Here is a 24,708-nt window from a genome sequence, read left to right as displayed (position 1 = left end):
GGTGGGGACGGTGCGGGGGTGGAGGAGGGTCATGACGAGTCCTTGGCTGGTCGGATCCGGGACGAGTGTCCGTGGGGGCGGATCCGGGTGTGCGCGATCGAGCCGATCCGCGAAGCGCGGTAACGGCAGAGACGGATGCAGGGCATCCAGGGGATCGTCCGCGCCTGCGACGCTCAGCTGATCGAGAGGATCAGCGGGCGGAGGCGATGCGGGGATCCGGCGAGGTCAGTTCCTCATGCACACATTCGACAGCACATGACGGGGCCACCGGCCATCATCATGCCGGCATTCCCGGAGGCCTCGAGGGAGGTCAGGGCGTGCAGGGTGTCAGTCATGCTCGACAGTAAAGCCCAGGCTGGTGCCGTGCGTCAACACGTCCGTGCGCGGAGGCGGCGCGCCGCGATGCATCGCGACGGCTGTCGCCAGCGCCGATGTACGCGTCATCCTGCGGGTTCCGCGGGTGCGACGGGCTCGAGGGTGTATTTCTTCTTCGGGTCCCAGCGGGGGATGGTGCCTTCGTCTCCGGGGACGACGATTCCGGCGGCGCGTTGCGCGTTGTCCTCCTTGAGCAGGGCGATGGCGTCGCCGGGCGCGCAGCGCGCGGTTGCGCCGACCCGGTAGGTGTCTTCTCCGGCTTTGGTATCGAAGGCGGCGCGGAGGACGGGGCCGCCTTCGCCGAACACTCTGGGCCAGGGGGTGGAGTCGGCGATGCGGACGCTCATGCCGAGGGATTCCCAGTAGGTGGCTACCTTTCGGGCGTCGCCGGCGGGATCGGTTCCGCGGGGCGCCCAATGGTCGAAGCTGTAGCTGGCGCCTTTCTCTCCGCCGCCGAGTCCGCAGCTGTCGGGTGCCGCGCCGCCGGACTTGGGCCACCAGCCCGTGATGTCGAGCTGCCGGGTGGTGTCTTTGACGAACGCGATGAGCGCGGTGCGTCCCTCGGTGGGTGTCATGGTGGTCACCGGTGTCGGTTCCTCCGGATTCTCGGCGGCGCAGGCGGACGTCAGGAGCAGGATTGCGGCGAGAACGCTCGCCGCGGCGGTACCTCGTCGTGGAGGAGTCCTGGTCACTGTTGGCGTGCTCCGCGGCCCGTGTCGGATGGTGAGGTCATTGCTCGGGCTCGTCGGGATCGGGTTCGGGTTTCGGTGGGGTGGTGGCGGGTGCGACGGGCTCGAGGGTGTATTTCTTTTTCGGGTCCCAGCGGGGGATGGTGCCTTCGTCTCCGGGGACGACGATTCCGGCGGCGCGTTGCGCGTTGTCCTCCTTGAGCAGGGCGATGGCGTCGCCGGGCGCGCAGCGCGCGACGGCGCCGACCCGATAGGTGTCTTCGGCGGAATGGGTGTCGAAGTCGGCGCGGAGGACGGGGCCGCCTTCTCCGTAGACGGTGGGCCAGGGGGTGGAGTCGGCGATGCGGACGCTCATGCCGAGGGATTCCCAGTAGGTGGCAACCTTTCGGGCGTCGCCGGCGGGATCGGTTCCGCGGGGCGCCCAATGGTCGAAGCTGTAGCTGGCTCCTTTCTCTCCGCCGCCGAGTCCGCAGCTGTCGGGTGCCGCGCCGCCGGACTTGGGCCACCAGCCCGTGATGTCGAGCTGCTGGGTGGTGTCTTTAACGAACGCGATAATCGAAGCTCGTCCCTCGGTAGGTGTCGTGGTGGTCATCGGTGTCGGTTCCTCCGGATTCTCGGCTGCGCAGGCTGACGTCAGGAGCAGGACGACGGCGAGCCCGCCCGTTGCAACGATGCCCCTTCTTCTCTCAGCTTTAGTCGCCATCAACAAGCTCTCCTACCCGTTTCTGCAACTCTGTGGGCCCCAGCGGCACGTAGTCAGTCACGGAGTCCAGATCGCCTCGCAAGATCCGGGCAACGTTGTTGAGTGACTCCGTTTTCACGTCGAAGTACCCCGCCCTGTCGCCCGTATCGCTCTCCACCGCCCCGTGGGCCGAGACCGGCCGACCGTTGTCGCCACCGTTCTCGACTCCGAAGACGTGGGCTCCGAACCCCGGCAGGACGGGATTCACATGGTGATCCTCACTCGCCCCCCGTCCCACATAGGCCAGCTCGTCGCCGCTGCTGTTCTCTCCGGGGAACTTGGGGCGGCCCTGGCCGGCGTAGACGCCGTCGGCGTGAAGATCGGATGCGTTGTCGACAGAGTCGGGGAGCCCCGCGGAGCCGAGAGTGATCAGGGAGCCGAGCTGCACGTCCGGTCGGGTCGCCGCGACGGCGGCGACGGTGCTGCCGTAGGAGTGCGCGACGACGTTCGGGTGGGGGATCGAGTCCCCGCGGACGGCGGCGAGTCCGCCGAGAGCGGCGGCGAGGCGGGTGGCGCCTGCGACCGCGTCGTCCGTAGTGAGCACCGACATGTCCAGGTCGACGCCGATCGGATTGGGCGGCGTCTCGTAGCCGATCCAGGCGACGACCGCGTGCCCCGGCGGCAGCAGCGACTGCAGGTTCTGCGAGGCTCTCGTCCAGTCGGTCGTCGTCGCGGTCGTCTGCCCCATCCCGGGGACCGCGTAGGTGACGTCGGTCGCGGTGTCGAGGTCGCCGATCGAGACCGCGGCCAGGGGCGGGTCGTCGTCGGTCAGCGAGATCAGGAACCTGGGGTTCCGGCCTTCGAACGACGCCAGGGAATCGTGAATGTTCGCGAGGACGGCGAGTCGTCGCTCGATGTCCGCGAGAGCCGGCCCCACAGCGTCGGCACTGCCCGTGCCCGGAGTGATCGCGCGCAGGGCGTCCCGCTCGGCGGTCAGGCTCGCGAGCTCCGCCTCGAGGCGGAACGCGTTCGCCACCGACCGGGCACCGTAGGGAATGCCCTCGAGATTCCCGATCACCAGCGGCAGCGCCGTCAGCAGCTCGTGCTGGCGGGACGAGAACGGATCGACAGAGTCGGCTGCGGGGTCAAGGCTCTGCCACCATTCGTGTACGACGGCGGGTGGCATTCTCTGGATCTGCGCGGCCAGAGCGGGCGACGCCGCGAGCATCGCCGCGAGGTCTCCCGCGGGGACGGACGCGAGGATGGCGCGCAGCGCCTGATCGGTGGGGGGAGCGAATCGGGTTCGAGCGAGATCGAGACCCGCCGAGGAGAGTGAACCACCCCCGGCCGCGCGGAATGCGTCGGCGATCGCCTCGACCCAACTGGCCTCCTCGCCGTTCACGGTCACGAAGCGCTCGAAGGCGTTCAGGAAGGTGCAGTTCTCGATCGGGACCCAGGAGCACGCGTCCGTGAAAGACGCCCAGGAGGCGCGGACGCTGGTCAGCCGCTCCTGCATCAGCGCGCCGAACGCCCGCGCCGTCGATGCGTAGACGACGAGATCGTCCGGGTCGGCGGAGGTCCTGCCGTGCCCGAGTGGGCCCGAATGCTGCGTCGTCGTTCGCGGCGGCTCCTGGATCGCGAAGCCGGCGTTGATGACCGGCGCAGGAATCCGGTCCTCGGACGGACGCGGATCGACCAGCATCCCCTCGTCGGGCTGGACGCCGAGGCCGGCGAGCGGATGAGAACGTCGGCGCTGCTCCCGCTCGGCCTCGCGCACGTTCCAGGCCTCGAGTGCGGCGATGCGAGCCCGCTCCTTCTGAGCGGCGTACGACGTCTCGCAGATACGGTCGGCCAGGTCCCAGAGCGACCGGGAGAGGCCGACCCGGTTCTCGGAGCCGACGATGCAGGCGGTGCGGAACAGATCGGCGTACGGGCCGGTGAAGTGCTCTACGGCCGTGCCCATCGCGCCGCTCCAGGCGACTCCGTGATCCCTCAGCGAATCGCTGGCGTTGCGCAGAGTCTTCGCCAGGTCGTCGGCCGTCGCGTCGTCGAAACGGAACTCCATCGCGCCTCCTTCGTGAGTGAATGTCACGAGAATAGAGACGCACGGAGGACAGCGATCGATCTGGCGCGGAACGCGGCTCAGGGCTGGGCGAGGGGAACCGGGGCCCGGGCCGCTCGAGCGGAAGGTGCCTGACGCGGGCTCCGCAGCCCGCGGGGTCAGCCCGCCAGACCGTAGAGGCGGTCGCCCGCGTCACCCAAGCCCGGCACGATGTAGCCGAGCTCGTTGAGCTTCTCGTCGAGGGAGCCGAGGACGATGGTCACGTCGCGGTCGCCGAAGGCCTTCTCGACGGCGGCCAGACCCTCGGGGGCGGCGAGGAGGCAGACGGCGGTGACATCCACGGCCCCGCGGTCGAAGAGGAACTGGATGGCGGCAATGAGCGAGCCGCCGGTCGCGAGCATCGGGTCCAGGACGAAGCACTGCCGATTCGACAGGTCCTCGGGCAGTCGCTCGGCGTACGTGGTCGGCTCGAGGGTTTCCTCATTGCGCGCCATGCCCAGGAAGCCGACCTCGGCGGTCGGGATCAGCTTGACCATGCCCTCGAGCATGCCGAGACCTGCGCGGAGGATCGGGACGACGAGCGGCTGCGGGTCGCTGAGCGCGAGGCCGGTGGTCTGCGTCACAGGAGTGTCGATGGTGACGGTGCGGGTGCGGACGCCGCGGGTGGCTTCGTAGGCGAGGAGCGTCATCAGCTCTTCGGCGAGCTGACGGAAAGTAGGGGAGGGAGTGCGCTTGTCACGAAGCACGGTGAGCTTGTGGGTGATCAGCGGGTGGTCGGCTACGTGGACGCGCATAAGCTCAATCTACTGGCCGCGGTCGTACCGACCGGCCCGAGCGGGGCAGCGACCGCGGGAGGGGGGAGCGATGCGCGACAGCGATCTGCGCGTCCCCCCGCACTCCGACGAGTGGATGGGCCTGGCTCTCGACGAGGCGCGTCGGGCCTGCGGTTGGGGAGACGTCCCGGTGGGCGCGGTGGTGCTGGACTCGGAGGGCGCCGTGCTCGGGCTCGGGCGCAACGAGCGGGAGTTGCGCCGGGACCCGACGGCCCATGCCGAGGTGGTCGCGATCCGCGCGGCGGCCCAGGCTCGGGGCGACTGGCATCTCGAGGGCTGCACACTGGTGGTCACCCTGGAGCCGTGTGTGCTCTGCGCAGGTGCGATCCTCGCGGCACGGATCGAGCGGGTCGTGTTCGGAGCATGGGATGAGAAGGCCGGGGCGTCGGGATCGGTGCACGACCTCCTCCGCGACCGCCGGCACAATCACGTGGTCGAGGTATACCCCGGGGTGCGTGCCGAGGAGAGCTCGCGGCTACTGCTCGACTTCTTCGCCTCGCGCCGCTGACGGCGACCGCCCTCCGCTCGGAGCGCGCAGCCACTCGGCGAGTGCGAGCCGCGTCGCCGCGTGCATCCGCTCGAACCGGCCGACCGCGAGGTCGCCAGCGAGAACTGCCGCGTCGTAGCCCGCCGCTCCCGCATACTCCCCGTCGCCCTCGAGCCACTGCGCCGCCATCGCGCCGGTCAGCTCCGGGTGGAACTGCACGGCGAGCAGCCAGTCCTCGACCGCGAACGCCTCCACCTCGCCCGCCGGCGACGAGGCCAGCAGTGCGGCTCCGAGCGGCAGAGCGAAGGTGTCGCCGTGCCACTGCATGACGTCGACAGTGGCGAGGTGGCGCAGCGGGGAGCGCGCGCCCGCCTCCGTGAGCACGATGGAGCGGAAGCCGACCTCGCGGGTCGCTCCGGGGTGCACTGACTCACCGAGGGCCGACGCGATCAGTTGCGCACCGAAGCAGACGCCGAGGGTGGGACGGCGGTGGTGCAGCCGGTCCTGCAGGAGGGCGATCTCGGGGTTGATGAAGGGGTGTCGCGAGGTCTCGTAGACGCCGGCGCTGGAGCCGAGCGTGATGACCAGGTCGGGGACGAGGATGTCGATCGCGTCGAGATCCGTCCCGGCGACGGCGTCGACCACGAAGCCCTCGGCCGTCAGCATCGGCTCGAGCGCGCCGAGCCCGGCACCGCGCTCGTTGACGATCGCCAGTGCCCGCCGCACGTCAGGCGCTCTCGTGCGGTGCCGGCGCGGCGGCAGTCGGCGGCGCGGCGGTCGGAGTCGCGGCGCTCGACTCGGCCGGTCGGGACGGCACCGTCGCCGTCCGCCCGAGGTCGACGTCCGGTTCGAGGTAGATCGTCGTCGCCGCGGGGACCGCCTCGCGGACGCGCTGCTCCGCCGCGTCGATCCCGGCGGCGACGTGCCCGAGGGTGTCGGCGGCCGGGAACGCGAGTTTCGCGGCGACGAGGATCTCGTCGGGCCCGAGGTGCAGGGTGCGCATGTGGATCACGCGCTCGACATCGTGCCCAGCCTCGAGCGCGGCGCGGATCGAAGCGACGTTGGCGGAAGTCGCCCCCTCGCCGACCACGAGGCTCTTCGTCTCGACGCCGAGGACGATCGCCACCACGATCAACAGGGTGCCGATCATGATCGTGCCGATCGCGTCGTAGACCGAATCGCCCGTGATCACGCTCAGCCCGACTCCGAGCAGCGCGAACGTCAGGCCGGTGAGCGCGGCGACGTCCTCGAGTAGCACGACCGGCAGCTCGGGCGCCTTCGCGCGGCGGATGAACGGGAGCCACGACTGCGAGCCGCGGACCCGGTTCGACTCCTTCACTCCGGTGCGCAAGGAGTAGCCCTCGAGGCAGATCGAGATCACCAGGACCAGGATCGGCAGCCAGGCGTTGTCGAGCTCGTGCGGCTCGGCGATCTTCTCGATGCCCTCGTACAGCGAGAAGACGCCGCCGACCGAGAACAGGATGATCGAGACGACGAAGGCGTAGACGTAGCGCTCGCGTCCGTAGCCGAACGGGTGCTCCTCGTCGGCGGCTCTCCTGGATCGACGGCCGCCGAGCAGCAGGAGCAGCTGGTTGGCGGAGTCGGCGAGCGAATGCACCCCCTCCGCCAGCATCGAGGCGGATCCGGAGAACAACCAGGCGATGAACTTCGTCAGAGCGATGCCGAGGTTGGCCGCGAGTGCCGCGATGATCGTGGTGCCGCCTCCGGATGCGCTCACGTGGTCTCCTCGGGCTCGCCGCTGGATGGTCGGGCCATCCTACGAGGCCCGGACCGGCCCTGGACCCCCTTGCTCGCGGGGCTGTTCGTAGGATGAGCGGCGTGATCGATGCGCCCGTGCTGCTCCCGTCCATCGCCGTCCTCGGCCTCGGCTCGATGGGGGGCGCGATCCTGACGGGCCTGCTGGATCCCGGCGTGCGCGTCGAGGGGGGCGTGCGGGTGACCAACCGCGACTCCGCGAAGGCCGCCGCCTGGGACGGCCACCCCGTGGTCACCGCGTTCGCCACCGGCGACGACACCGAGGCCAACCGGCGCGCGGTCGAGGGTGCGGCGATCGTGCTCGTGGCCGTCAAGCCGCACCTGGTGCCCGATCTACTCGACGACATTGCGGACGCGCTCGCTCCGGGCGCCGTGGTGGTCAGCGTCGCGGCCGGAGTGACGGTGGCGACGTTCGAGCGGCACCTTCCCGCGTCGGTCGCCGTGCTCCGCTCGATGCCGAACACTCCCGCGGTCGTCGGCCGTGCCGTCACGGGACTCAGCGCGGGAACTCGGTCGAGCGACGAGGACCTGGCGCTCGTGCGCCGCCTGTTCGAGACGGTCGGCGAGGTGGTCGAGGTGCCGGAGTCGCAGCTCGACGCGCTCTCGACGATCTCGGGATCAGGGCCGGCCTACGTGTTCCTGCTGATCGAGGAGCTGATCGCCGCCGCGCTCGCGAAGGGCTTCACGTCGGAGCAGGCGTCGACTCTGGTGATCGGCACGTTCCGCGGCGCCGTCGAGTTGCTCGCCCACTCCGGCGAGGAGCCCGCTGAGCTGCGCCGCCGTGTTACGAGCCCGAAGGGCACCACCGAGCGGGCCGTCGCGGTCCTGCAGGAGGCGGACCTCGCCGCGCTCTTCACCCGCGCGACCGACGCCGCCCTGGCCCGCGCCCGCGAGCTCGCCGCCTCCTGACCCCGCTCCTTTGCCCTCCGCCCCTCCCCGCGAGATGCCACTTGTGAGGGCGACACGCCGGAGGAGGCGTGCGTAAGTGGCATCTCGCGGAGGGGGAGGGGAGGGGGCTAGGAGCCGAGGGCGGCGAAGCGCTCGATGTCGCTGGGGGTGCCGCTGACGACGATGAGGTCGTGGTTGGAGACGACGGTCTGCTCGGTCGCGTAGGTGAACGGCTTGCCGGGGCTCTTGACGCCGACGACGGTGACGCGGTGCTTGCGGCGCACGCCCGACTCGGTGAGGGTGAGACCGCGGATCGGCTTGGGCGGGTACATCTTCGCGAGCACGAAGTCGTCGTCGAACTCGATGAAATCGAGCATGCGCCCCGAGACCAGGTGCGCCACGCGCTCGCCCGCCTCCGCCTCGGGGTAGATCACGTGGTTCGCGCCGATCCGCTCGAGGATCTTGCCGTGCGAGCGCGAGATCGCTTTCGCCCAGATTTGCGGGATCTTGAGGTCGACGAGGTTCGCGGTGATCAGCACGGAGGCCTCGATCGAGGAGCCGACCGCGACGACGGCGACCTGGAAGTCCTGCGCGCCGATCTGCGCGAGAGCGTCAAGGGAGCGTGCGTCAGCCTGCACCGCGTGGGTGACCCGCTCCGACCACTTCTGCACGAGCCCGGCGTCGGCGTCGATGGCGAGGACCTCGCGGTCGAGACGGTCGAGCTGGCCGGCCGTGGCTGCTCCGAAGCGCCCAAGGCCGATCACCAGCACCGGGGCGTCGTACCTGATGCGGTCAACCAACGATGGGCCTCTCTTCCGGTCGTCTGAACAACTGCCTCCGCTGGCTGGCGGCGAGCGCAGCGGCGAGAGTCACGGTACCAACGCGGCCCATGAACATCGTCAGCGCCAGGATGTACGCCCCGGACGGCGGCAGCTCGGCCGTCAGCCCTGTCGACAGTCCGGAGGTGGCGAAGGCGGAGATGACGTCGAAGAGCACGTGATCGAGCGAGGCCTTCGTGATGTGCAGGATCAGGACCGAGGACACGGCGACCGTCGTCGCTCCCCACAGGACGACCGAGACGGCCAGGCGCAACACGTCGTTGGGGATCCGACGCCCGAATGCCTCCATATCGTTGTTGCCGCGCGCCTCGGCGAAGGCGGCCAGGAACAGGATCGCGAGGGTGGTGACCTTGATCCCGCCCGCGGTCGAGGCCGACCCGCCGCCGATGAACATCAGCATGTCGGTCACGAGCAGGCTGGACCCGTTGAGGTCGGGCACCGAGATCGTCGAGAACCCGCCGGAGCGCGTCATCGTCGAGAGGAAGAAGGACTGGAAGACGGTGTCTCCCGCGTCCAAGCTGCCGAAGGTCTTCGGGTTGTCGAACTCGAGCACGATGTAGAGGACTGCGCCGGCCACGAGCAGGATCACGGAGGTGACCAGCGTCAGCTTGACGTGCACCGACCACTTGCGCGGGCGTCTCCAGCCGCGCGAGAAGGCGTAGATCACGGGGAAACCGATGGCGCCGAGGAAAACGCCGACCATCAGGATCCCCAGAAACCAGTAGTCGTCCTCGAACGGTGTCAGGCCCGCGGCGTTGGGCGCGAAGCCGGTGTTGGTGAAGGCCATCGCAGAGTAGTAGAAGGAGTGCCAGACGGCCTCGCCGATCGGGATGCCGTCGATCAGCATCCGCGGGAACAGCAGCAGCGCGACGACGATTTCGATCGCGGCGGCGCTGATCGCGACGGTGGCGAGTAGGCCGCCGATCTCGCCCAGGCGCACGGCCTGGCCCTCGGCGACCGGCCCAGAGTGGATCCGCAGCGGGTTGGAGTCGCTGGCGACCATGAGCTTCGCGCGCAGTCCGAGGCGGCGTGAGATCGCCAGGCCCATGATCGAGGCGAGGGTCAGGACACCGAGCGCACCGATATTGACGCCGATGAAGATGATCGAGTGCCCGAACGCCGACCAGTGCGTCGCCATGTCCACCGTCGCGAGCCCGGTCACGCAGATCACCGACATCGCGGTGAAGAAGGCGTCGTGCAGCGGAGTGACGGTGTCGGTGGTGCTCGACACGGGGAGCGAGAACAGCAGGGTGAACACGAGCACGAGTGCCGAGAAGATGAGGATCGCGAAGCGGGACGGTGAGCGTCCGGCGAAGTCGTCGATCAGGTCGCGGGCCCGCTCGAATCCCGACCAGGGGGAGACGGGCGAGACGCCCACGGGGCTGCGGAACTGCTGCCGAACCACCACGGCGGATCCTCCACTCGATCGCGGCCATGCTACCCGCTCGGTGCCGCGTGACCGCGGCGCTGACTAGCCTGGGGGCATGGCTGACATCTTCGGGGTGATCGCGGACGGCACGCGCCGCGACATCCTCGCCCTGCTGCTCGAGCAGCGGCGCGAGGGCGCAACCGAGGGCATGAGTGTCTCGCGGATCGTTGCGCGTCTCGAACTGAGTCAGCCCACCGTCTCGAAACACCTCAAGGTGCTGCGCGAGTCCGGGCTCGTGACAGTGCGCGAGAGCGGCCAGCACCGCTTTTATACGCTCGAGTACGGGCCGCTGGCGGATGTGGAGGACTGGCTGCTGCCCTTCCTCGCCGAAGACGAGGCGGCCGGCGCGCTGCTTGACGCCCCGACCGCGGCCCGAGCGGAGTCGCTGGGCCGTGCCCTCGCCGAGCGGACGCACCAGGTCAGCACGGTGGTGCAGGACATTCAGCGCGGGGTCAGCGAGGGTGCGACGAAGGTGGCGGAGGCGTTGCGCCTGCGCAAGTGATGGGCGCGACGGGCCGGGACTTGCCCGGCGCTGCGTCGTGTAAGCTCGCGGGAGCCAGTTTTTCGTAAGCGGCCGCCCGTCGGGCGGTCGACCCCCTGAACGTTGTGAGGTCTTCGTGGGTTCTGTCATCAAGAAGCGTCGCAAGCGTATGGCGAAGAAGAAGCACCGCAAGCTGCTTCGCAAGACTCGCCACCAGCGTCGCAACAAGAAGTAGGCTCGCGCCTCTTCCGTCTCGAGCGTCCGCCCTTCCGGGGTCGGGCGCTCGTCTGCGTCTGCGTGCCTCTCGGAGCCCTCGCCGTACACTGACCGCATGGTGGACGTGGAGCTGACGCTCGTGGGTAAGCCGGGCTGTCATCTCTGCGACGACGCACGGACCGTTATCGAGCAGGTCCTGGCCGACCTGGGCGACGAGGTCGCGGTGGCCGTCTCGGAGGTGTCGATCCTCGACGACTCGGAGCTGCACGAGCGCTACGTGGAGGAGATCCCGGTGGTGCTGATCGACGGGCGCGTGCATACGTTCTGGCGGGTGGATCCGGAGCGTCTGCGCCGGGCGTTGCGTGCAGTCGGGTGAGCGTCCGCTGAACTGAGCGGAGGGGAGCGCGGCTGCGACGTACCTCTGATGGGGGACAGGAATCCTCGCGATAGCTCGCCTCTGGCCCGTACCCTCGTTACGGGGGAGCGCATTCCTCCGTGCGCGGACGCAGATCGTCGCCCGCGGAGGAAGGACCCGCCATGTCGTCACCCCGCCGACTCGCCCTGCCCGCTCTCGCTCTCGCGGCGCTCGTCCTCGGTCTGGCCCTGCCCGGTGCGGCGGTCGCGGCGCCCTCCGGCTCGACGGTCTCGACCACCGTCGAGCAGCCTGCTGGGACGACGGTCCCGGGAGTGCCCGAGGACCCCGAGGAGCCGGGAGACGGCAGCTCCGATCCGATCCCCGGAGTGCCCGAGGAGCAGCCCGTGCCCGGCGTGCCCGAGGGGCCGACGGAGCCGGAGCAGCCCGCCCCCGTCGATCCCGCGCCTCAGGACCCCGCGCCCGTCGATCCGGCACCGGTTCAGCCCGCGCCCGTCGATCCGGCACCCGTCCAACCCGAGCAGCCGGCGCCTGTGCAGACGAGCCGGCCCTCCACGGGCGGAACGACGGGCGGCGGTCAGCAGGGCGGCTCCGGCGGTACCACCTCCGGCAGTGGTACCACCTCCGGCAGTGGTACCTCGGGCACCACCACGTCCGGCGGCACCGCCAGCGGCACCACCACGTCCGGCGGCACCGCCTCCGCCGACGCGGGCAGCGCCGCTCCCACCGCCTCCGCCCCGGGACGCACCGCGCTCGCCAGCTCCACCGAGGGCGCGCAGCCCGCGGCGGCCGGAGTCGCCTCGGCCTCCGTGTTCCTCACGCGCGCGACCGATGTCGATCCGGAGTCGCTCACCGTCGAGCTCGCTCGCTTCTACGGCGTCGGCTTCTCGTACACCGGTTTCGCGAGTGGCGAGAGCGTCTCGGCGGTCCTCCGCGATCCGAACGGCACCAAGACACCAGTGACGCTCGAGGCCGGGAGCGGCACCGCCACCATTCCGACCGCGCTGATCACCAAGTCTGGAGCCTTCACCGTCGACCTCAGCGGTGACCGGGGCTCCTTCGCCAAGGTCGGTTTCCGGCTCGCGACCTCCTCCGGTAACGGCCTCCTGCTCGAGCCTCGCGACCTCGGCGACGGCAGCACGGAGGCGCCGCGCGGCGCGGTCTGGGGCTTCGAGCCGGACGAGGAGGTCGCCGTGGGTGCCTTCCGAACGACGGGCGACCGCGCCGATCTGGCCGCGGGAGACGTCGCCGTCCAGACCGATTCCCTCGGCTGGGCCGAGCTGGCCCTGGGCGAGACGGTCGTCGCCGATCCGGATCCCTCCGTCTACTGCATGGTCGCCTTCGGCCGCGAGTCGCACCGCACGGCGGCCGTGACGCTCTCGTACCGCCCCAGCGGCGCCACGGCCGCGCCGTGGGAGGCGCAGCAGGTCTGCGGCACCGCTATCAGCGCGGCGCGCAATACGTTCATCACCACGGTCGCCTCGGCCGGACCGGCCGGCATCACGCCGACCACCGCGCTGATGATCGGCGGCGGCGCCGTCGCCGCATCGCTCGTCGCCTGCGCAGTCGTCCTGTTCGTGCTGCGCCGCCGTCGACAGAACACCGATCTCTTCATCGGTGGACCGCTGACGCACACGCAGGGCGACTGACCGGCCTCGCGGTAGTCGCCTCCGCCGTTGACGCGAGGGAACCCTGAACCGTCGAGGGAACCAGGTGTTTCTGGCGGTCTCGACGGGTCGGGGTTCCCTCGGTCGATGCTGCCTAGGGCCGCAGGCGGGTCGGGCCGCGGAAGAGGTAGGTGACCTCGCGGAGGTTCGCCTGGTTGAGCATCAGCATGATCACGCGCGAAAGACCCATGCCGAAGCCGCCGTGCGGCGGGACTCCATAGCGGAAGAAGTCGAGGTAGAACTCGATCTCCTCGGGGTCGAGCCCCTTATCGCGCGCTTGCTCGATCAGGACGTCGACGCGGTGCTCGCGCTGCGCTCCGGTCGAGATCTCGACGCCGTTGTAGATGAGGTCGTAGCTGTTGGTGATCGTCCCGTCGCCCTCGCGGCGCATGTGGTAGAAGGGCCGGATGCTCGACGCGTAGTCGGTGAGGAACACGAAGTCGTGCCCGAACTCCTCCTGCACATACGCCGCGATGCGGCGCTCACCCTCCGGGTCCATGTCGTCGTCGGCGCGGGGCACCTCGTAGCCGCGCTCGGCGACGATCCGCTTGGCCTCCGCGAGCGGAATGCGCGGGAACGGTGTCGTCGGGACCGTCAGGTCGATGTCGAAGAGCGCCTTCACCTCGGCGCCGTGCTTCTCGACGACGGCGGTGAGGCCGGCGACCATCAGCTGCTCGTGCAGCTCCATGACATCCTCGTGCGAGTCGATCCAGGAGACCTCGGCGTCGACACTCGTGAATTCGGTCGCGTGCCGGGAGGTGAAGCTCGGGTCGGCACGGAAGGCGGGCCCGACCTCGAAGACCCTGCCGAAGCCCGCCGGCTGCGCCATCTGCTTGAAGAACTGCGGGCTCTGCGAGAGGTACGCCTTCGTCTCGAAATACTCGACCTCGAAGAGCTCGGCCCGCGACTCCGAGGCGCTCGCCATGAGCTTCGGAGTGTGGATCTCGATGAAGTCGTGCTCGATCCAGTAGGTGCGCAGTGCGTGCTCGAAGGTGGTCTGCACGCGGGCGATCAGGTTCTGCTCGGGGCGGCGCAGGTCGAGGAAGCGCCAGTCCATCCGCTTGTCGATGCCCGAGTCGGGCGCGATCGGCGCCTCGGGGATCGAGGCGGTGACGACCTCCAGGGTCTCCAGCTTGACCTCGATGCCGCCGAGCTTGACGCGCTCGTCGTGCTTGAGCGCGCCCGTGACGGTGACGAAGGATCCCTGGGCCAGGCCCGAGATCGCCTCGGTGATCGCGAGGCGCTCGGCCGACGCGTCATCGCCCGCGACTGCCTCGCGCACGGCCGGATTCACCAGCTGAACGGCGCCGGACTCGTCGCGCAGGACGACGAACTGCACCTTCTTCTGGTCGCGCACGGTCTCGACCCAGCCGGAGACGCGGACGGGTCCGTCCTCGAGCGCAGCGAGCTTCTTGACGGTGGTTCGGGGGAGGCGGGTCTCGTCGGTCACGGTAGGGGAGTCTACTCGCGGGCTGTAGGGCGGGCGCGGGGTCGGCGACCGGGCGCGGGTCGACGCGGCCGGGGTGTGATCTGCAGGGGACGGTGTGATCTGCAGGGGACGGTGCGATCTGCAGGGGATCCGCGCTCCGGTCGCGATTCTGCTCGACGATCCCACCGGAGGCGGGTCGATCCCCTGCGAATCGCACGTTCTCCTGCGAATCGCACGTTCCCCTGCGAATCGCACGTTCTCCTGCGAATCGCACGTTCCCCTGCGAATCGCACGGGCCCCGTCTGGTCGAGCGGCGGCGGGTAGCGTCGCAGCATGAGCACCGCACTGATCACCGGCGCGTCCTCCGGCATCGGGCTCGCCTTCGCTCGGGCGTTCGCGCGCCGCGGCTGGAGCCTCGTCCTCGTCGCCCGCAGCGAGCAGCGCCTCCGGGAGGCGGCGGCCGGCCTGCACGCGCTCGGCGCCGCAGCCGTCGAGGTCCTGCCTGCCGACCTCGGCGACCGCGGGCAGGTAGAGCACGTGCGCGCACGGCTCGTCGACCCGGCGCGGCCCGTCCGCGTCCTCGTCAACAACGCCGGCTTCGGGATCGACGGGACGTTCTCCGAGCCGAACGTCGCCGCGCAGGACCACGCGTTCGAGGTGATGGTGCGCGCGGTCGCTGTGCTCTCGGGCGCGGCCGCGGAGGCGATGACGGCACGAGGCCGCGGCGCGATTCTCACCGTGTCGAGTGTCGCGGGCTTCGTGCATCTCGGCCCCTACTCCGCGGTGAAGGCGTGGGCGACCGCGTTCGCGCAGTCGCTGGCCGTCGAGTTGCGCGGGACCGGCGTCCGCTCGGCCGCGCTCTGCCCGGGCTGGGTGCGCACCGAGTTCCACGAGCGGGCGGCGATGGACACCTCCTCCATCCCTTCCTTCCTCTGGCTCGACGCCGATGCAGTGGCGGAGGAGTTCCTCCGCGACGTCGCGCGCGGGGTGGTGGTCTCGGTGCCGTCGTGGCGGTTCGCCATCCCGATGGCGCTCGTGCGGCACCTGCCTGGACCTCTCGTGCGGGGGCTTTCGGCCGCGGTGTCTGCGCGCCGGTGAGCCGCCGCTCGGGAGCGGCCCAGGCGACCCTTTCCCGGCGCGCCCCCACGCCGCGTTCCGTACACTTGACGCTCGTGGTTGCCGATCAGATCCATCTCGTGCGGCACGGCGAGGTGTTCAACCCCGACCGGGTCCTCTACGGGCGACTCCCGAACTTCCGGCTCTCGGATCTCGGCCACCGCATGGCCCGCTCCGCAGCCGACGATCTGCTCGAGCGCAAGCGTCCGATCACTGCGCTGATCGCCTCGCCCCTCCAGCGCACGCAGGAGTCAGCTCAGCCGATCTCACAGGCGTTCGAACTCCTGATCCGTACTGATGAGCGCGTGATCGAGCCGAGCAACCGCTTCGAGGGCACGTCTCTCTCCGCCCGCAACTCCGCCCTGCGGAACCCCCAGCACTGGCCGTGGCTCCGCAACCCCTTCGAGCCCAGCTGGGGCGAGCCCTACCTTTCCATCTCGGCGCGGATGTACGCCGCGATCGAGTCGGCATGGGAGAGCACCGCCGAGGGCGACGCCGCGATCGTCAGCCACCAGCTCCCCATTTGGACCGTGCACCGCGCCCTCGCGGGCGAGCGTCTGTTCCACGATCCGCGCAAGCGTCGCTGCGCCCTGTCGAGCATCACCACGCTCGAACGCCGCGGCGATGGCTTCATCGAAGTCGGCTACGCCGACCCCGCCGCCGGCCTGCAGGGCCTGGCCACCGATGTCGGAGCCGTCTGATGCGGCGGACGAACCGCCTGCGTGCCGCGGGTGCCCTCGCGCTGGTCGCCGCACTCGCGCTGACGGGCTGCACCAAGGATCCGCTCGCCGAGCAGTACCGCAACGGCAGCAACAAGGGCTACATCTCGGGCGACGGCACCGTCACGGAGATCGCCGTCGCTGACCGCGACGATCCCATCGTTTTCTCGGGTACTGACGAGACCGGTGCCAGCATCGAGTCCGCCGATCTCGTCGGGCGGGTCGTCGTCGTCAACTTCTGGTACGCCAGCTGCGCCCCGTGCCGCGCCGAGGCGGCCGACCTCGAGACGGTGAACACCGATTTCGCCGACAAGGGCGTCTCGTTCGTCGGCGTCAACGTGCGCGACCAGGCGCCCACCGCGGCCGCCTTCGCCGAGACCTTCGGGCTCGGCTACCCCTCGATCGTCGATACCGACTCCTCGGTGCAGCTCGCCTTCACCGGCACCGTCCCGCCCAACGCCGTTCCCACGACGCTCGTCCTCGACAAGGAGGGCCGCGTCGCGTCGCGCATCCTGGGCCAGCTTCAGGAGGCGTCCATCCTCTCGACGCTCGTGGGCGACACTCTCGCCGAGGGAGAGTAGCGGCGTGGGCGAGATCGTCCTCAGCGGACAGCTTCTGCTGGCCGTGCCGATCGCGTTGCTGGCCGGACTGGTGTCGTTCGCGTCGCCCTGCGTCCTCCCACTGGTGCCCGGCTACCTCGCCTACGTCGGCGGCTTCACCGACGCCGACGAGCGCGCCGCCCGCGGCCGCCGCCGGGTCGTCCTCGGCGTGCTGCTGTTCGTGCTCGGCTTCTCGCTCGTCTTCGTGCTGTACGGAGCGGCGGCGGGTACGGTCGGCTTCTGGTTGACGCAGTACACCGACCTGATCACCCGCGTCCTCGGCCTCGTCGTGATCGCGATGGGGCTGGTCTTCATCGGGCAGTTCTCGTTCTTGCAGCGCACACTCCGCCCGGGCATCCGCCCCGCGACCGGGCTGATCGGGGCGCCGCTGCTCGGCATTGTCTTCGGGGTCGGCTGGACGCCCTGCCTCGGCCCGACGCTGAGTTCGATCCTCGCCCTCAGCTATGGCGTCGGCTCGCCCTGGCGCGGCGCGCTCCTCGCCCTGGTCTACTGCCTCGGACTCGGCATCCCCTTCCTCCTCGTCGCCTTCGGCTTCAGCTGGGTGACCAGCACGCTCGCTTTCGTGAAGCGCCACATCCGCGTGATCAATATCCTCGGCGGCGCCGCCCTCGTCCTGATCGGAGTCCTGATGGTCACGGGCATCTGGAACACTCTCGTCTACGGCTCCCTCTCGGCGGTGATCGATGGCTTCCAGCCGGCGATCTGAGTCCGGGGAGAGCACGCGCCGCCCGGATGAGGCGACGCAGGAGAAGACCGACGCGTCGTTCCGTCCCGCTGACCACTACGACTCCGACGGCACCGTCGCGCAGCCCGCGCTCGGCGTCACCGGGTGGCTGCGCTGGATGTGGCGCCAGCTCACCAGCATGCGCACTGCGCTGTTTCTGCTGCTGCTGCTCGCGATCGCGGCGGTGCCCGGATCGCTCGTGCCGCAGCGCTCCTCCGACCCCAATGGAGTGACGCAGTACTTCGTTGACAACCCGGATCTGGCGCCCGTGCTCGATAAGGTGCAGGCGTTCGACACCTACACCTCGGCCTGGTTCTCGAGCATCTACCTGCTGCTGTTCATCTCGTTGATCGGCTGCATCGTCCCGCGCACTCGCCACCACTTCCAGGCGATGCGCTCGCGGCCGCCGCGCACCCCCGCGCGCCTGCAGCGCCTCGCCGGTTACACCATCCGCGAGGTGGAGGGCGCGACAGAGGAGGACGCCGTCGCCTCCGCCCACGCGGTGTTGCGTCGCGCGGGCTACCGCGTCGAGCGCTACAACGACCCGCGAGGCCGGTGGTCGAGTGTCTCGGCCGAGCGCGGCTACCTCCGCGAGACGGGCAACCTGGTCTTCCACTCCGCTCTGGTCGGCATCCTCGTCGCCGTCGGCGTCGGAGGCGGGTTCGGCTACAGCGGGCAGCGGGTGCTGGTCGAGGGCTCGCAGGGCTTCGCCAACAACCTCGCGGCCTACGACTCGTTCAACCCCGGCCGTTTCTTCGACTCCAGCCAGCTCGACCCGTACCAGTTGACCCTCGACAGCCTCGACGTGAGGTACGAGGAGCAGAACCAGTCGGCGCTCGGCCAGCCTGTCGACTTCACGGCGAACGTCACGACGTCCGAACGCGGCGGGGCCACCGAGGGGCGCACGATCAAGGTGAACGACCCGCTCGGCATCGGCGGCACCAACGTCTACCTGCTCGGCAACGGCTACGCCCCGACGATCACCGTCCGCGATCCCTCCGGCCGCGCGATCTTCACCGATTCCGTGCCCTTCCTCCCGCAGGATGCCAACCTCACCTCGGTCGGAGTCGTCAAGGTGCCGGACGGGCTCTCGGAGCAGTTGGGCCTCACCGGCTTCTTCTACCCGACGGAGGACACTCTGGCCTCCGGGGCGTCGACCTCGATCTTCCCCGACCTGCAGTACCCCGTTCTCTCGTTGAACGTCTTCGCGGGCGACCTCGGCCTCGACAGGGGAGTGCCGACCTCCGTTTACGTGCTCAACACGGACTCGTTGACCCGGCTCACCGGCGGTACCACCGGAGTCGCGCCGATCACGCTCAAGCCCGGTGACACGGCCGAGCTCCCGAACGGGCTCGGCAGCGTGACCTTCGAGAACACGGGCGCCGACCCGACGCGCATCGGCACCGACAGCGTGAAGCGCTTCGCCTCCTTCGACATCCACCACGACGCGACCCAGGGCTGGGTGCTGCTTTTCGCGATCCTTGTGCTCGCGGGCCTGCTCACCTCGCTGTTCGTGCCGCGCCGCCGCGTGTGGGTGAAGGCGACGAGGCAGGAGGACGGCGGGCTGCTCCTCGAATACGCCGGGCTCGCCCGCGGCGAGGATCCGCAGCTCGTGCGCGCCGTGCGGACGGTCGCCGATCGGCACGCGCCGCTCGACTGAGCGTCCCTCCGGGCGGGAGGTCACATCCTCCTCCACAGGCGCTCGCGGCTGGGCAGGGACCGAGTCTGTGCAACCGCGAAGGGGCGGGGGAGGCCGCGAGCGATTAGCCTGGGGAGGTGATCGCGACCCTCTCGCAGTATTCGGTGCTGTGCCTCTCCTCCGCCATGGGTATCTACGCGATGGCGTTCGTCTTCTTCGCGATCGACCTCGCTCGTCGCGCCTCCCTGGCCGACGGCGAGTCGAATGAGGTCGTGCAGGAAGCGGAGCGCGTCGCTTCCGCGGCCGCCGCCGATCGCGGCGCCAGCGGTAAGGCCACCATCGCCTCCGGACGCACCGCGACCCTCTCCCGCATCGGCACCCGAGTCGAGGACGAGGTCCACCGAGCCCCCGAGCGCTCCACGACCCTGCGCATCGGGTTCTCCCTCACCCTCCTCGCCTTCGTGCTGCACCTCGCCGCAACCGTCCTCCGCGGCGTCGCCGCAGGACGCGTCCCGTGGGCGAACATGTACGAGTTCTCGATGACCGGGACGCTCATCATCATCGGCGTCTTCCTCGTGGTGCAGCTGCGCTGGGACCTCCGCTTCCTCGGCGCGTTCATCACCGGACTCGTCCTGGTGCTCCTCGGAGTCGCGACCGTCAACTACTACGTCGCCGTCGTCCCGCTCCCGCCGGCACTCCAGTCGTACTGGCTCGTGATCCACGTGCTCGTCGCCATCCTCGGCACCGCGTTCTTCGCCCTCGGCTTCGCGCTCTCGGTCACCCAGCTCCTCCAGGCCCGCCGCGAAACGGCCGGCGACAGCCCCCGCTCCCTCCTGAGCTTCCTGCGCACACTGCCCAGCTCCGCCACACTCGAGAACCTCGCCTACCGCGTCACGATCATCGGCTTCATCCTCTGGACCTTCACCCTCATCGCCGGCGCCGTCTGGGCCGAGAAGGCCTGGGGCCGCTACTGGGGGTGGGACACCAAGGAGGTCTGGACCTTCATCATCTGGACCATCTACGCCGGCTACATCCACGCCCGCGCCACCCGCGGCTGGCGTGGTACCCCCTCCGCCTGGCTCGCCATCGTCGGCTTCGCCGCCGTCATGTTCAACTTCGGCGTCGTCAATGTGTTCTTCAAGGGGCTCCACGCCTACTCCGGCCTCGACACCGGCATGTAATCAGCGGGGCCTGGTGGGGCCGCTCGCGGCGTTGTCGGCGACGACCGTAGCGCTGCTACGCCCGTCACCTCCGCCTTGCGATCGACCCCACCAGGCCCCGCCGACCAATGAGGGAGACGTTTTCGCTCGGTGGAGGGCTTCGGTTCGCGGTCGGGCGGGGCGGGGTGGTTCGCCGGAGCGTGCTGATCGGGGTCTCGGTGACCGGATGAGGGGGGAGGCGGCGAGGCCGGACGCGCGGGGAAACCGCCCACGTGACAGTCGGAGCAGTAGTCCACCGCCTTCCCGACAGCCCGGGCGAGCGGGTCGGACGACGAGAGCAGCACGGGGCGGTGCTCCTCCGGCATCAGGTGGCGCCTCGTTGAGTCCAGCGGCACGAGCGTGACGTCCCCGTCGGCCGCAACGACCTCGGTCGCGGCTGTCAGATCGTGCCAAATCGTGGCCTCCGCGACGGCGGTGACGTTACCCGGGACCAGCGCGGCGGTCGGTGAATCCATTTCTGCCGCTCGCCCGCTACGGCGTCCGACACCGGCCCTCAGAGCAGCGCGTGAGCGTCGCGGAGCCGAGCACGCCACCAGGCGAGGCGCTCCGGCGACACCGCGTACCGAGCCAGGAGCGCCTCCGAGACCTCGACGCGGCCGACGGGGATGCCGCCGTCGACCGGCCGCAGCGGCCGCTCCGTCACGTCCGCCGCGAGCAGGGAGGCCGTGCCGAGGCCGCAGTCGAAGGGCAGCTCGGGGAGAGCTGCGGCGAGGGCAGCGCCCATCGCGAGTCCGACCGAGCTGTCGATCGCACTGGAGACGACCGCGGGCAGGCCGGCCTCGGCGACGATCGCGAGCGCACGCCGGGTGCCACCGAGGGGCTGCGCCTTCACCACCAGCAGGTCCGCAGCGCCCGCCCGAGAGACCGCGAGCGGATCCGCGGCCTTCCGGACGCTCTCGTCGGCGGCGATCGGGATGCCCATGTACTTCACGCGATATCTCAGCTCGGCCAGTTCATCGACGCTCGCGCACGGCTGCTCGACGTACTCGAGATCGGATTCGGCGAGGGCGTGGACGGCGTGCTCCGCCTCATCCAGGTTCCAGCCGCCGTTCGCGTCCACGCGGAGGCGTCCCTCCGGGCCGAGCAGGCGGCGCACCTCGACGACCCGCGCCACATCGTCGGCGAGTGTCTGGCCGCGCTCGGCGACCTTCACCTTCGCGGTACGGCAGCCGTGGTAGCTCTCGAGTACCGCTGCGACCTCGTCGGGCGCGACGGCCGGGACCGTCGCATTGACGGGGATGCGGTCCCGGAGCGCGGCGGGCTGCTCGCTCCAGCCGTAGTCGATCGCGGCGCGGAGCCAGACGGCAGACTCTTCGGCGCCGTACTCGAGGAAGGGTGAGAACTCCGTCCAGCCCTCCGGGCCGCGCACGAGCGCGATCTCGCGGTGGTCGACGCCGCGGAAGCGGGTTCGCAGCGGCAGGGCGACGACGCGGAGTCCCGCATCGATCTCGCCGAGGGAGGGGAGCGGGGAGGCGGGCACGACATCGTCCATCCGGATATTGTCCACCGGCCGGCCGTGCGCACGTGCACGCATCCGACACCGCTGCACCGGCGGCCCGCAGAGGTGACAGACTGACGGGGCTGCCGTTGGAGCCCCAAGGAGTGCGATGAGCCAGATGCTGATGAGCCCGCCGCCGGCGCCCGCCCCGGGCCCGACGCAGGGCTCCGTGCCCTCCCACCGCCCGCTCGGCACCGGTGCCTGGATCGCGCTCGGCACGAGCATCCTCGTGGGCGTCGTCTACACCGGCGTGCTGGGCACTCTCCTCGCCATCGGAGTGGGCAGCGCATTCGACTCCGCCTCCGGCAGTGAGTCGCCGAGCGTTCCCGCCGAGCCGTTCGGCGATTCGTCGGACGACCCCTTCGGCAGCGGTGACCCGTCCGATCCTCTCTACGACTACCCGGGGTACCAGGACGGGGACGCCGCGACGATCCTCGGGCAGCCTTCTGCCGAGAAGGTTCGTGCCAGCGCTGAGCAAGCTGTCGCGGCCGTCGAGAGCGCCGTCCCCGAGGAGTGGACCTCGGCCGACGACGAGTACTACGAGCAGTCGCAGAACGCGTACGGCGGCCGCTCGCTCCTTTACGACTACATTTCGGCCACCGAGTACTCTGTCGCTGACGTCTCCACCGACGCCGACAAGCAGGCCGTGGTCGACCGTTTCGCCGCGGCGCTCGCGCCTCTCGGCTTCGACGAGATCGAGATCGCCGACACCCCTGATGAGTGGTCGGACGTGGGCTACGAGTTCGACGGCGATCTCTCCAACGAGGAGGCCTCGGCCGCCCTCTGGGTGGTCACCGCACGCTCGTCCGCCGACCTCGTGCCGGCGATCGAGCTGGGCCTGGTGGACCTCGACGCCGACCCCAGCGGTCGGGTGGCCGACATGCTGGACGGAGTCGGCCTCTCGCCGGAGCCGCAGGGCGCGTTCCTCGCGGGGTACGCGAACGGGATCCTCGAGGACGGCGATCGCGGCGCGTTCACCGACCGCCTCGCGAAGTACGGCGGCGTCGCAACGACCTGAGCGCGCGTTACAAGCAAGCCCGTCCGCCCGCAAGCCCACATCCGGGTACCGCCTGCGCTCTACGGTGAAGGAATGGCTGCACCCCGCTCGACCAGGCCCCTGCGCGACTACGCCGCGATCGGAGACGGGCGGACGGTCGCCCTGATCGCGAAGGACGGCAGTGTCGACTGGATGCCCGTCCCGGACCTCGGCTCCACTCCGGCTTTCGCCGCGCTGATCGACGCCGAATCCGGCGGCTGCGTAGAACTCGCCCCCGAGGCGCCTGCAGAGGTCTCGCGCACCTACATCCCCGATACGAACGTCCTGGAGACCACCTTCACCACCGAGTTCGGCACGGTCCGCGTCACCGACGCGCTCGTCACCGGGATCGCCGGCCGGCTCCCGTGGGCCGAGCTGGCCCGCCGCGTGGACGGCGTCGACGGCGAGGTGCGGATGCGCTGGGCGGTGCGCCCCGGGACCGGTCTCGGCCGGTTCTCCCCGTGGATCCAGAACGCCGACGGCCGCTCGCTCATCCGCGCCGGCGACATCACCATCGGCGTGACCGGCCTGGAGCACGGGCCGGACGGCGAGGAAGCGCCCTCCGGTGCCGGCGATGAGCTGACCGGATCCTTCGTGGTGACCGCGGGCAAGGACGCCGTGCGGCACGTTCTCGTCGTCTCGGCCACGCACGATGAGCCGCTGCACTTCCCGGTCGCGAAGAACGTCGACCGCGGTATCGACCGCACCATCCGCAGCTGGCAGGACTGGTCGGGGGAGTTCTCCTACGACGGTCCGTGGTCCGAGGCGGTCCAGCGCAGCGCCCTCGCGCTCAAATTGCTGATCTACTCGCCCACCGGGGCGATCGCGGCGGCCGCGACCACGTCGCTCCCGGAGTCGCCCAACGGCGGGAAGAACTGGGACTACCGCTTCGCCTGGGTGCGCGATGCCGCCTACACGGTGCATGCGCTGGTCCGCTTCGGCCTGCGCGAGGAGACGCACGCCGCGCTCTCCTGGCTCCTGCGCACGATCAAAGACCACGGCCCGGACCTGCACATCTTCTACGGTCTGGACGGCTCGATGCCGACCGAGCTGGAGGAGTTCGACGTCCCGGGATACGCCGGTATCGCCCCGGTCGTCTCCGGCAACGGGGCGCAGAGCCAGCTGCAGCTGGGCGTGTTCGGCGATCTCTTCGACATCTGCCGCATCTACGTCGACGAGGGCAACGTCCTCGACATCCAGACCGGACGCCTCCTCGCCCGCGTCGCCGACACCACCTGCGACCTGTGGCGCAATCGCGACGCCGGCATGTGGGAGCTGAAGGAGGAGCGGCACTACACCTCCTCGAAGATGGGCTGCTGGCAGGCGTTGGACGCGGCCGTACACCTCGCCGAGCTCGGCCAGGTGGCGGGCAGCCCCGACCGGTGGCGCTTCGAGCGCGACCGCATCCGCGAGTGGATCGAGGAGCACTGCTGGTCCCAGGAGCTCGGCTCCTACGTGATGTACCCGGGCAGTGAGGAGTTGGACGCCTCGGTGCTCCTGCACGCGCCGAGCGGGTACGAGCGCGGCGAGCGGATGATCTCGACCATTGACGCCCTGGTGACGGAGCTGGGCCGCGGCGCGCTGCTGTTCCGCTACTCCGGGATGGAGGGCGAGGAGCATCCGTTCGTCGCCTGTTCGTTCTGGCTCGCCTCGGCCCTGGCCTGCGTCGGCCGCCACGAGGAGTCGGTCGCTCTGATGGACGAGCTCGTGGCCACCGTGCCCAACGACGTCGGCATCATGTCCGAGATGATCGCCGTCGACGACCTCGCCTTCTGGGGCAACCTGCCGCAGGGACTCAGTCATCTCGCGCTGATCAACGCGGCCATCACCATCGAGGAGCTGGCGCCGGAGAAGGTCAGCCGCACGTAACCCCGGCCGCGGTCTCCGCGCAACCCGTTGAGGGTCGGAGC

The 24,708-nt window shown here is 70.1% G+C and carries 24 protein-coding genes; 14 read left to right on the top strand and 10 right to left on the bottom strand.

Annotated features, from left to right (window positions below; genetic code table 11):
* Window positions 1–440: 440 nt before the first annotated feature.
* From C5D07_RS00605 to upp, 4 genes are all read right to left on the bottom strand, one after another.
* Complete coding sequence (locus C5D07_RS00605; protein WP_104258371.1) at window positions 441–959, bottom strand: hypothetical protein; 519 nt, start codon at window positions 957–959, stop codon at window positions 441–443.
* 145 nt (window positions 960–1,104) lie between these two features.
* Window positions 1,105–1,767 (bottom strand): hypothetical protein, encoded by a 663-nt coding sequence (locus tag C5D07_RS00600; protein WP_146076686.1) that lies wholly within the window; start codon window positions 1,765–1,767, stop codon window positions 1,105–1,107.
* Window positions 1,757–3,811 carry an alpha/beta hydrolase gene (locus C5D07_RS00595; RefSeq protein WP_104258369.1) on the bottom strand — a complete coding sequence of 685 codons (2,055 nt, stop codon included), beginning with the start codon at window positions 3,809–3,811 and terminating at the stop codon, window positions 1,757–1,759. Before C5D07_RS00595 ends, C5D07_RS00600 begins: the two co-directional genes overlap by 11 nt.
* A 155-nt stretch (window positions 3,812–3,966) precedes the next feature.
* The gene (gene upp, locus C5D07_RS00590; RefSeq protein WP_068255419.1) at window positions 3,967–4,602 is read right to left on the bottom strand and encodes a uracil phosphoribosyltransferase; all 636 of its coding nucleotides are present in this window, start codon (window positions 4,600–4,602) and stop codon (window positions 3,967–3,969) included.
* A gap of 70 nt (window positions 4,603–4,672) precedes the next feature.
* Here upp and C5D07_RS00585 point away from each other — a divergent pair, with 70 nt between their 5' ends.
* Window positions 4,673–5,149, top strand: a complete 477-nt coding sequence (locus C5D07_RS00585) for a nucleoside deaminase (RefSeq protein WP_068255418.1) — start codon at window positions 4,673–4,675, stop codon at window positions 5,147–5,149.
* On the opposite strand, the gene C5D07_RS00580 is transcribed toward C5D07_RS00585, so the two are convergent.
* Window positions 5,117–5,854 carry a glutamine amidotransferase-related protein gene (locus C5D07_RS00580; protein WP_104258368.1) on the bottom strand — a complete coding sequence of 246 codons (738 nt, stop codon included), beginning with the start codon at window positions 5,852–5,854 and terminating at the stop codon, window positions 5,117–5,119. The genes C5D07_RS00585 and C5D07_RS00580 overlap by 33 nt on opposite strands.
* A gap of 1 nt (window position 5,855) precedes the next feature.
* Window positions 5,856–6,866: a cation diffusion facilitator family transporter gene (locus C5D07_RS00575; protein WP_104258367.1), complete on the bottom strand. Its 1,011-nt coding sequence runs from the start codon at window positions 6,864–6,866 to the stop codon at window positions 5,856–5,858.
* A 155-nt stretch (window positions 6,867–7,021) separates the two neighbouring features.
* On the opposite strand from C5D07_RS00575, the gene proC reads away from it, so the two are divergent.
* Entirely contained in the window at window positions 7,022–7,813 is a 792-nt protein-coding gene (gene proC / locus C5D07_RS00570; RefSeq protein WP_249028136.1) for a pyrroline-5-carboxylate reductase, read from the top strand.
* A 107-nt stretch (window positions 7,814–7,920) separates the two neighbouring features.
* Here the strand turns inward: proC and C5D07_RS00565 are convergent, their stop codons facing one another.
* Together C5D07_RS00565 and C5D07_RS00560 are read right to left on the bottom strand one after the other, a co-directional pair.
* Window positions 7,921–8,592 (bottom strand): potassium channel family protein, encoded by a 672-nt coding sequence (locus C5D07_RS00565; RefSeq protein ID WP_068255410.1) that lies wholly within the window; start codon window positions 8,590–8,592, stop codon window positions 7,921–7,923.
* On the bottom strand, window positions 8,585–9,958 hold the full coding sequence (locus tag C5D07_RS00560; protein ID WP_237358282.1) for a TrkH family potassium uptake protein: 1,374 nt from the start codon (window positions 9,956–9,958) through the stop codon (window positions 8,585–8,587). The genes C5D07_RS00565 and C5D07_RS00560 overlap by 8 nt, the downstream gene beginning before the upstream one ends.
* A gap of 157 nt (window positions 9,959–10,115) precedes the next feature.
* Between C5D07_RS00560 and C5D07_RS00555 the strand changes: the two genes are divergently transcribed.
* The 4 genes from C5D07_RS00555 to C5D07_RS00540 all read left to right on the top strand — a co-directional run bounded on the left by C5D07_RS00555 (window position 10,116) and on the right by C5D07_RS00540 (window position 12,779).
* Entirely contained in the window at window positions 10,116–10,562 is a 447-nt protein-coding gene (locus tag C5D07_RS00555; RefSeq protein WP_068255408.1) for an ArsR/SmtB family transcription factor, read from the top strand.
* 115 nt (window positions 10,563–10,677) lie between these two features.
* A complete protein-coding gene (locus C5D07_RS00550; RefSeq protein ID WP_003792170.1) occupies window positions 10,678–10,776 on the top strand; it encodes a 30S ribosomal protein bS22 in 99 nt (32 codons plus the stop codon).
* Between the two features lie 96 nt (window positions 10,777–10,872).
* Window positions 10,873–11,133, top strand: coding sequence for a glutaredoxin family protein (locus C5D07_RS00545; protein ID WP_104258365.1), 261 nt, complete (start codon window positions 10,873–10,875; stop codon window positions 11,131–11,133).
* 161 nt (window positions 11,134–11,294) lie between these two features.
* Window positions 11,295–12,779: a hypothetical protein gene (locus C5D07_RS00540; RefSeq protein ID WP_104258364.1), complete on the top strand. Its 1,485-nt coding sequence runs from the start codon at window positions 11,295–11,297 to the stop codon at window positions 12,777–12,779.
* A 112-nt stretch (window positions 12,780–12,891) separates the two neighbouring features.
* On the opposite strand, the gene aspS is transcribed toward C5D07_RS00540, so the two are convergent.
* On the bottom strand, window positions 12,892–14,247 hold the full coding sequence (gene aspS, locus C5D07_RS00535) for an aspartate--tRNA(Asn) ligase (protein WP_104258363.1): 1,356 nt from the start codon (window positions 14,245–14,247) through the stop codon (window positions 12,892–12,894).
* Window positions 14,248–14,559: 312 nt separating this feature from the next.
* On the opposite strand from aspS, the gene C5D07_RS00530 reads away from it, so the two are divergent.
* The 6 genes from C5D07_RS00530 (at window position 14,560) to ccsB (ending at window position 20,225) form a co-directional block, all read left to right on the top strand.
* Window positions 14,560–15,324: an SDR family NAD(P)-dependent oxidoreductase gene (locus C5D07_RS00530; RefSeq protein WP_104258362.1), complete on the top strand. Its 765-nt coding sequence runs from the start codon at window positions 14,560–14,562 to the stop codon at window positions 15,322–15,324.
* A gap of 74 nt (window positions 15,325–15,398) precedes the next feature.
* Window positions 15,399–16,043 carry a histidine phosphatase family protein gene (locus C5D07_RS00525; RefSeq protein WP_104258361.1) on the top strand — a complete coding sequence of 215 codons (645 nt, stop codon included), beginning with the start codon at window positions 15,399–15,401 and terminating at the stop codon, window positions 16,041–16,043.
* A complete protein-coding gene (locus C5D07_RS00520; RefSeq protein WP_104258360.1) occupies window positions 16,043–16,642 on the top strand; it encodes a TlpA family protein disulfide reductase in 600 nt (199 codons plus the stop codon). The genes C5D07_RS00525 and C5D07_RS00520 overlap by 1 nt, the downstream gene beginning before the upstream one ends.
* 4 nt (window positions 16,643–16,646) lie before the next feature.
* Window positions 16,647–17,387: a cytochrome c biogenesis CcdA family protein gene (locus C5D07_RS00515; protein WP_068255388.1), complete on the top strand. Its 741-nt coding sequence runs from the start codon at window positions 16,647–16,649 to the stop codon at window positions 17,385–17,387.
* The gene (resB, locus tag C5D07_RS00510; protein ID WP_104258359.1) at window positions 17,365–19,065 is read left to right on the top strand and encodes a cytochrome c biogenesis protein ResB; all 1,701 of its coding nucleotides are present in this window, start codon (window positions 17,365–17,367) and stop codon (window positions 19,063–19,065) included. Before C5D07_RS00515 ends, resB begins: the two co-directional genes overlap by 23 nt.
* Before the next feature lie 164 nt (window positions 19,066–19,229).
* Complete coding sequence (ccsB, locus tag C5D07_RS00505) at window positions 19,230–20,225, top strand: c-type cytochrome biogenesis protein CcsB (RefSeq protein WP_068257625.1); 996 nt, start codon at window positions 19,230–19,232, stop codon at window positions 20,223–20,225.
* A 532-nt stretch (window positions 20,226–20,757) separates the two neighbouring features.
* Here the strand turns inward: ccsB and C5D07_RS00500 are convergent.
* Window positions 20,758–21,756, bottom strand: coding sequence for an o-succinylbenzoate synthase (locus C5D07_RS00500; protein ID WP_068255385.1), 999 nt, complete (start codon window positions 21,754–21,756; stop codon window positions 20,758–20,760).
* A gap of 115 nt (window positions 21,757–21,871) precedes the next feature.
* Here C5D07_RS00500 and C5D07_RS00495 point away from each other — a divergent pair, with 115 nt between their 5' ends.
* Both C5D07_RS00495 and C5D07_RS00490 read left to right on the top strand, forming a co-directional pair.
* Entirely contained in the window at window positions 21,872–22,780 is a 909-nt protein-coding gene (locus C5D07_RS00495; RefSeq protein ID WP_104258358.1) for a hypothetical protein, read from the top strand.
* Window positions 22,781–22,852: 72 nt separating this feature from the next.
* Window positions 22,853–24,667 (top strand): glycoside hydrolase family 15 protein, encoded by a 1,815-nt coding sequence (locus tag C5D07_RS00490; RefSeq protein WP_104258357.1) that lies wholly within the window; start codon window positions 22,853–22,855, stop codon window positions 24,665–24,667.
* The last annotated feature ends 41 nt before the right edge of the window (window positions 24,668–24,708 follow it).

It is taken from the genome of Rathayibacter tritici, assembly GCF_002932875.1.
GTDB classification, from domain to species: Bacteria; Actinomycetota; Actinomycetes; order Actinomycetales; family Microbacteriaceae; genus Rathayibacter; species Rathayibacter tritici.
Note: the sequence above shows the minus strand (reverse complement) of the source record. Positions and strands in the feature narration are given on the sequence as shown.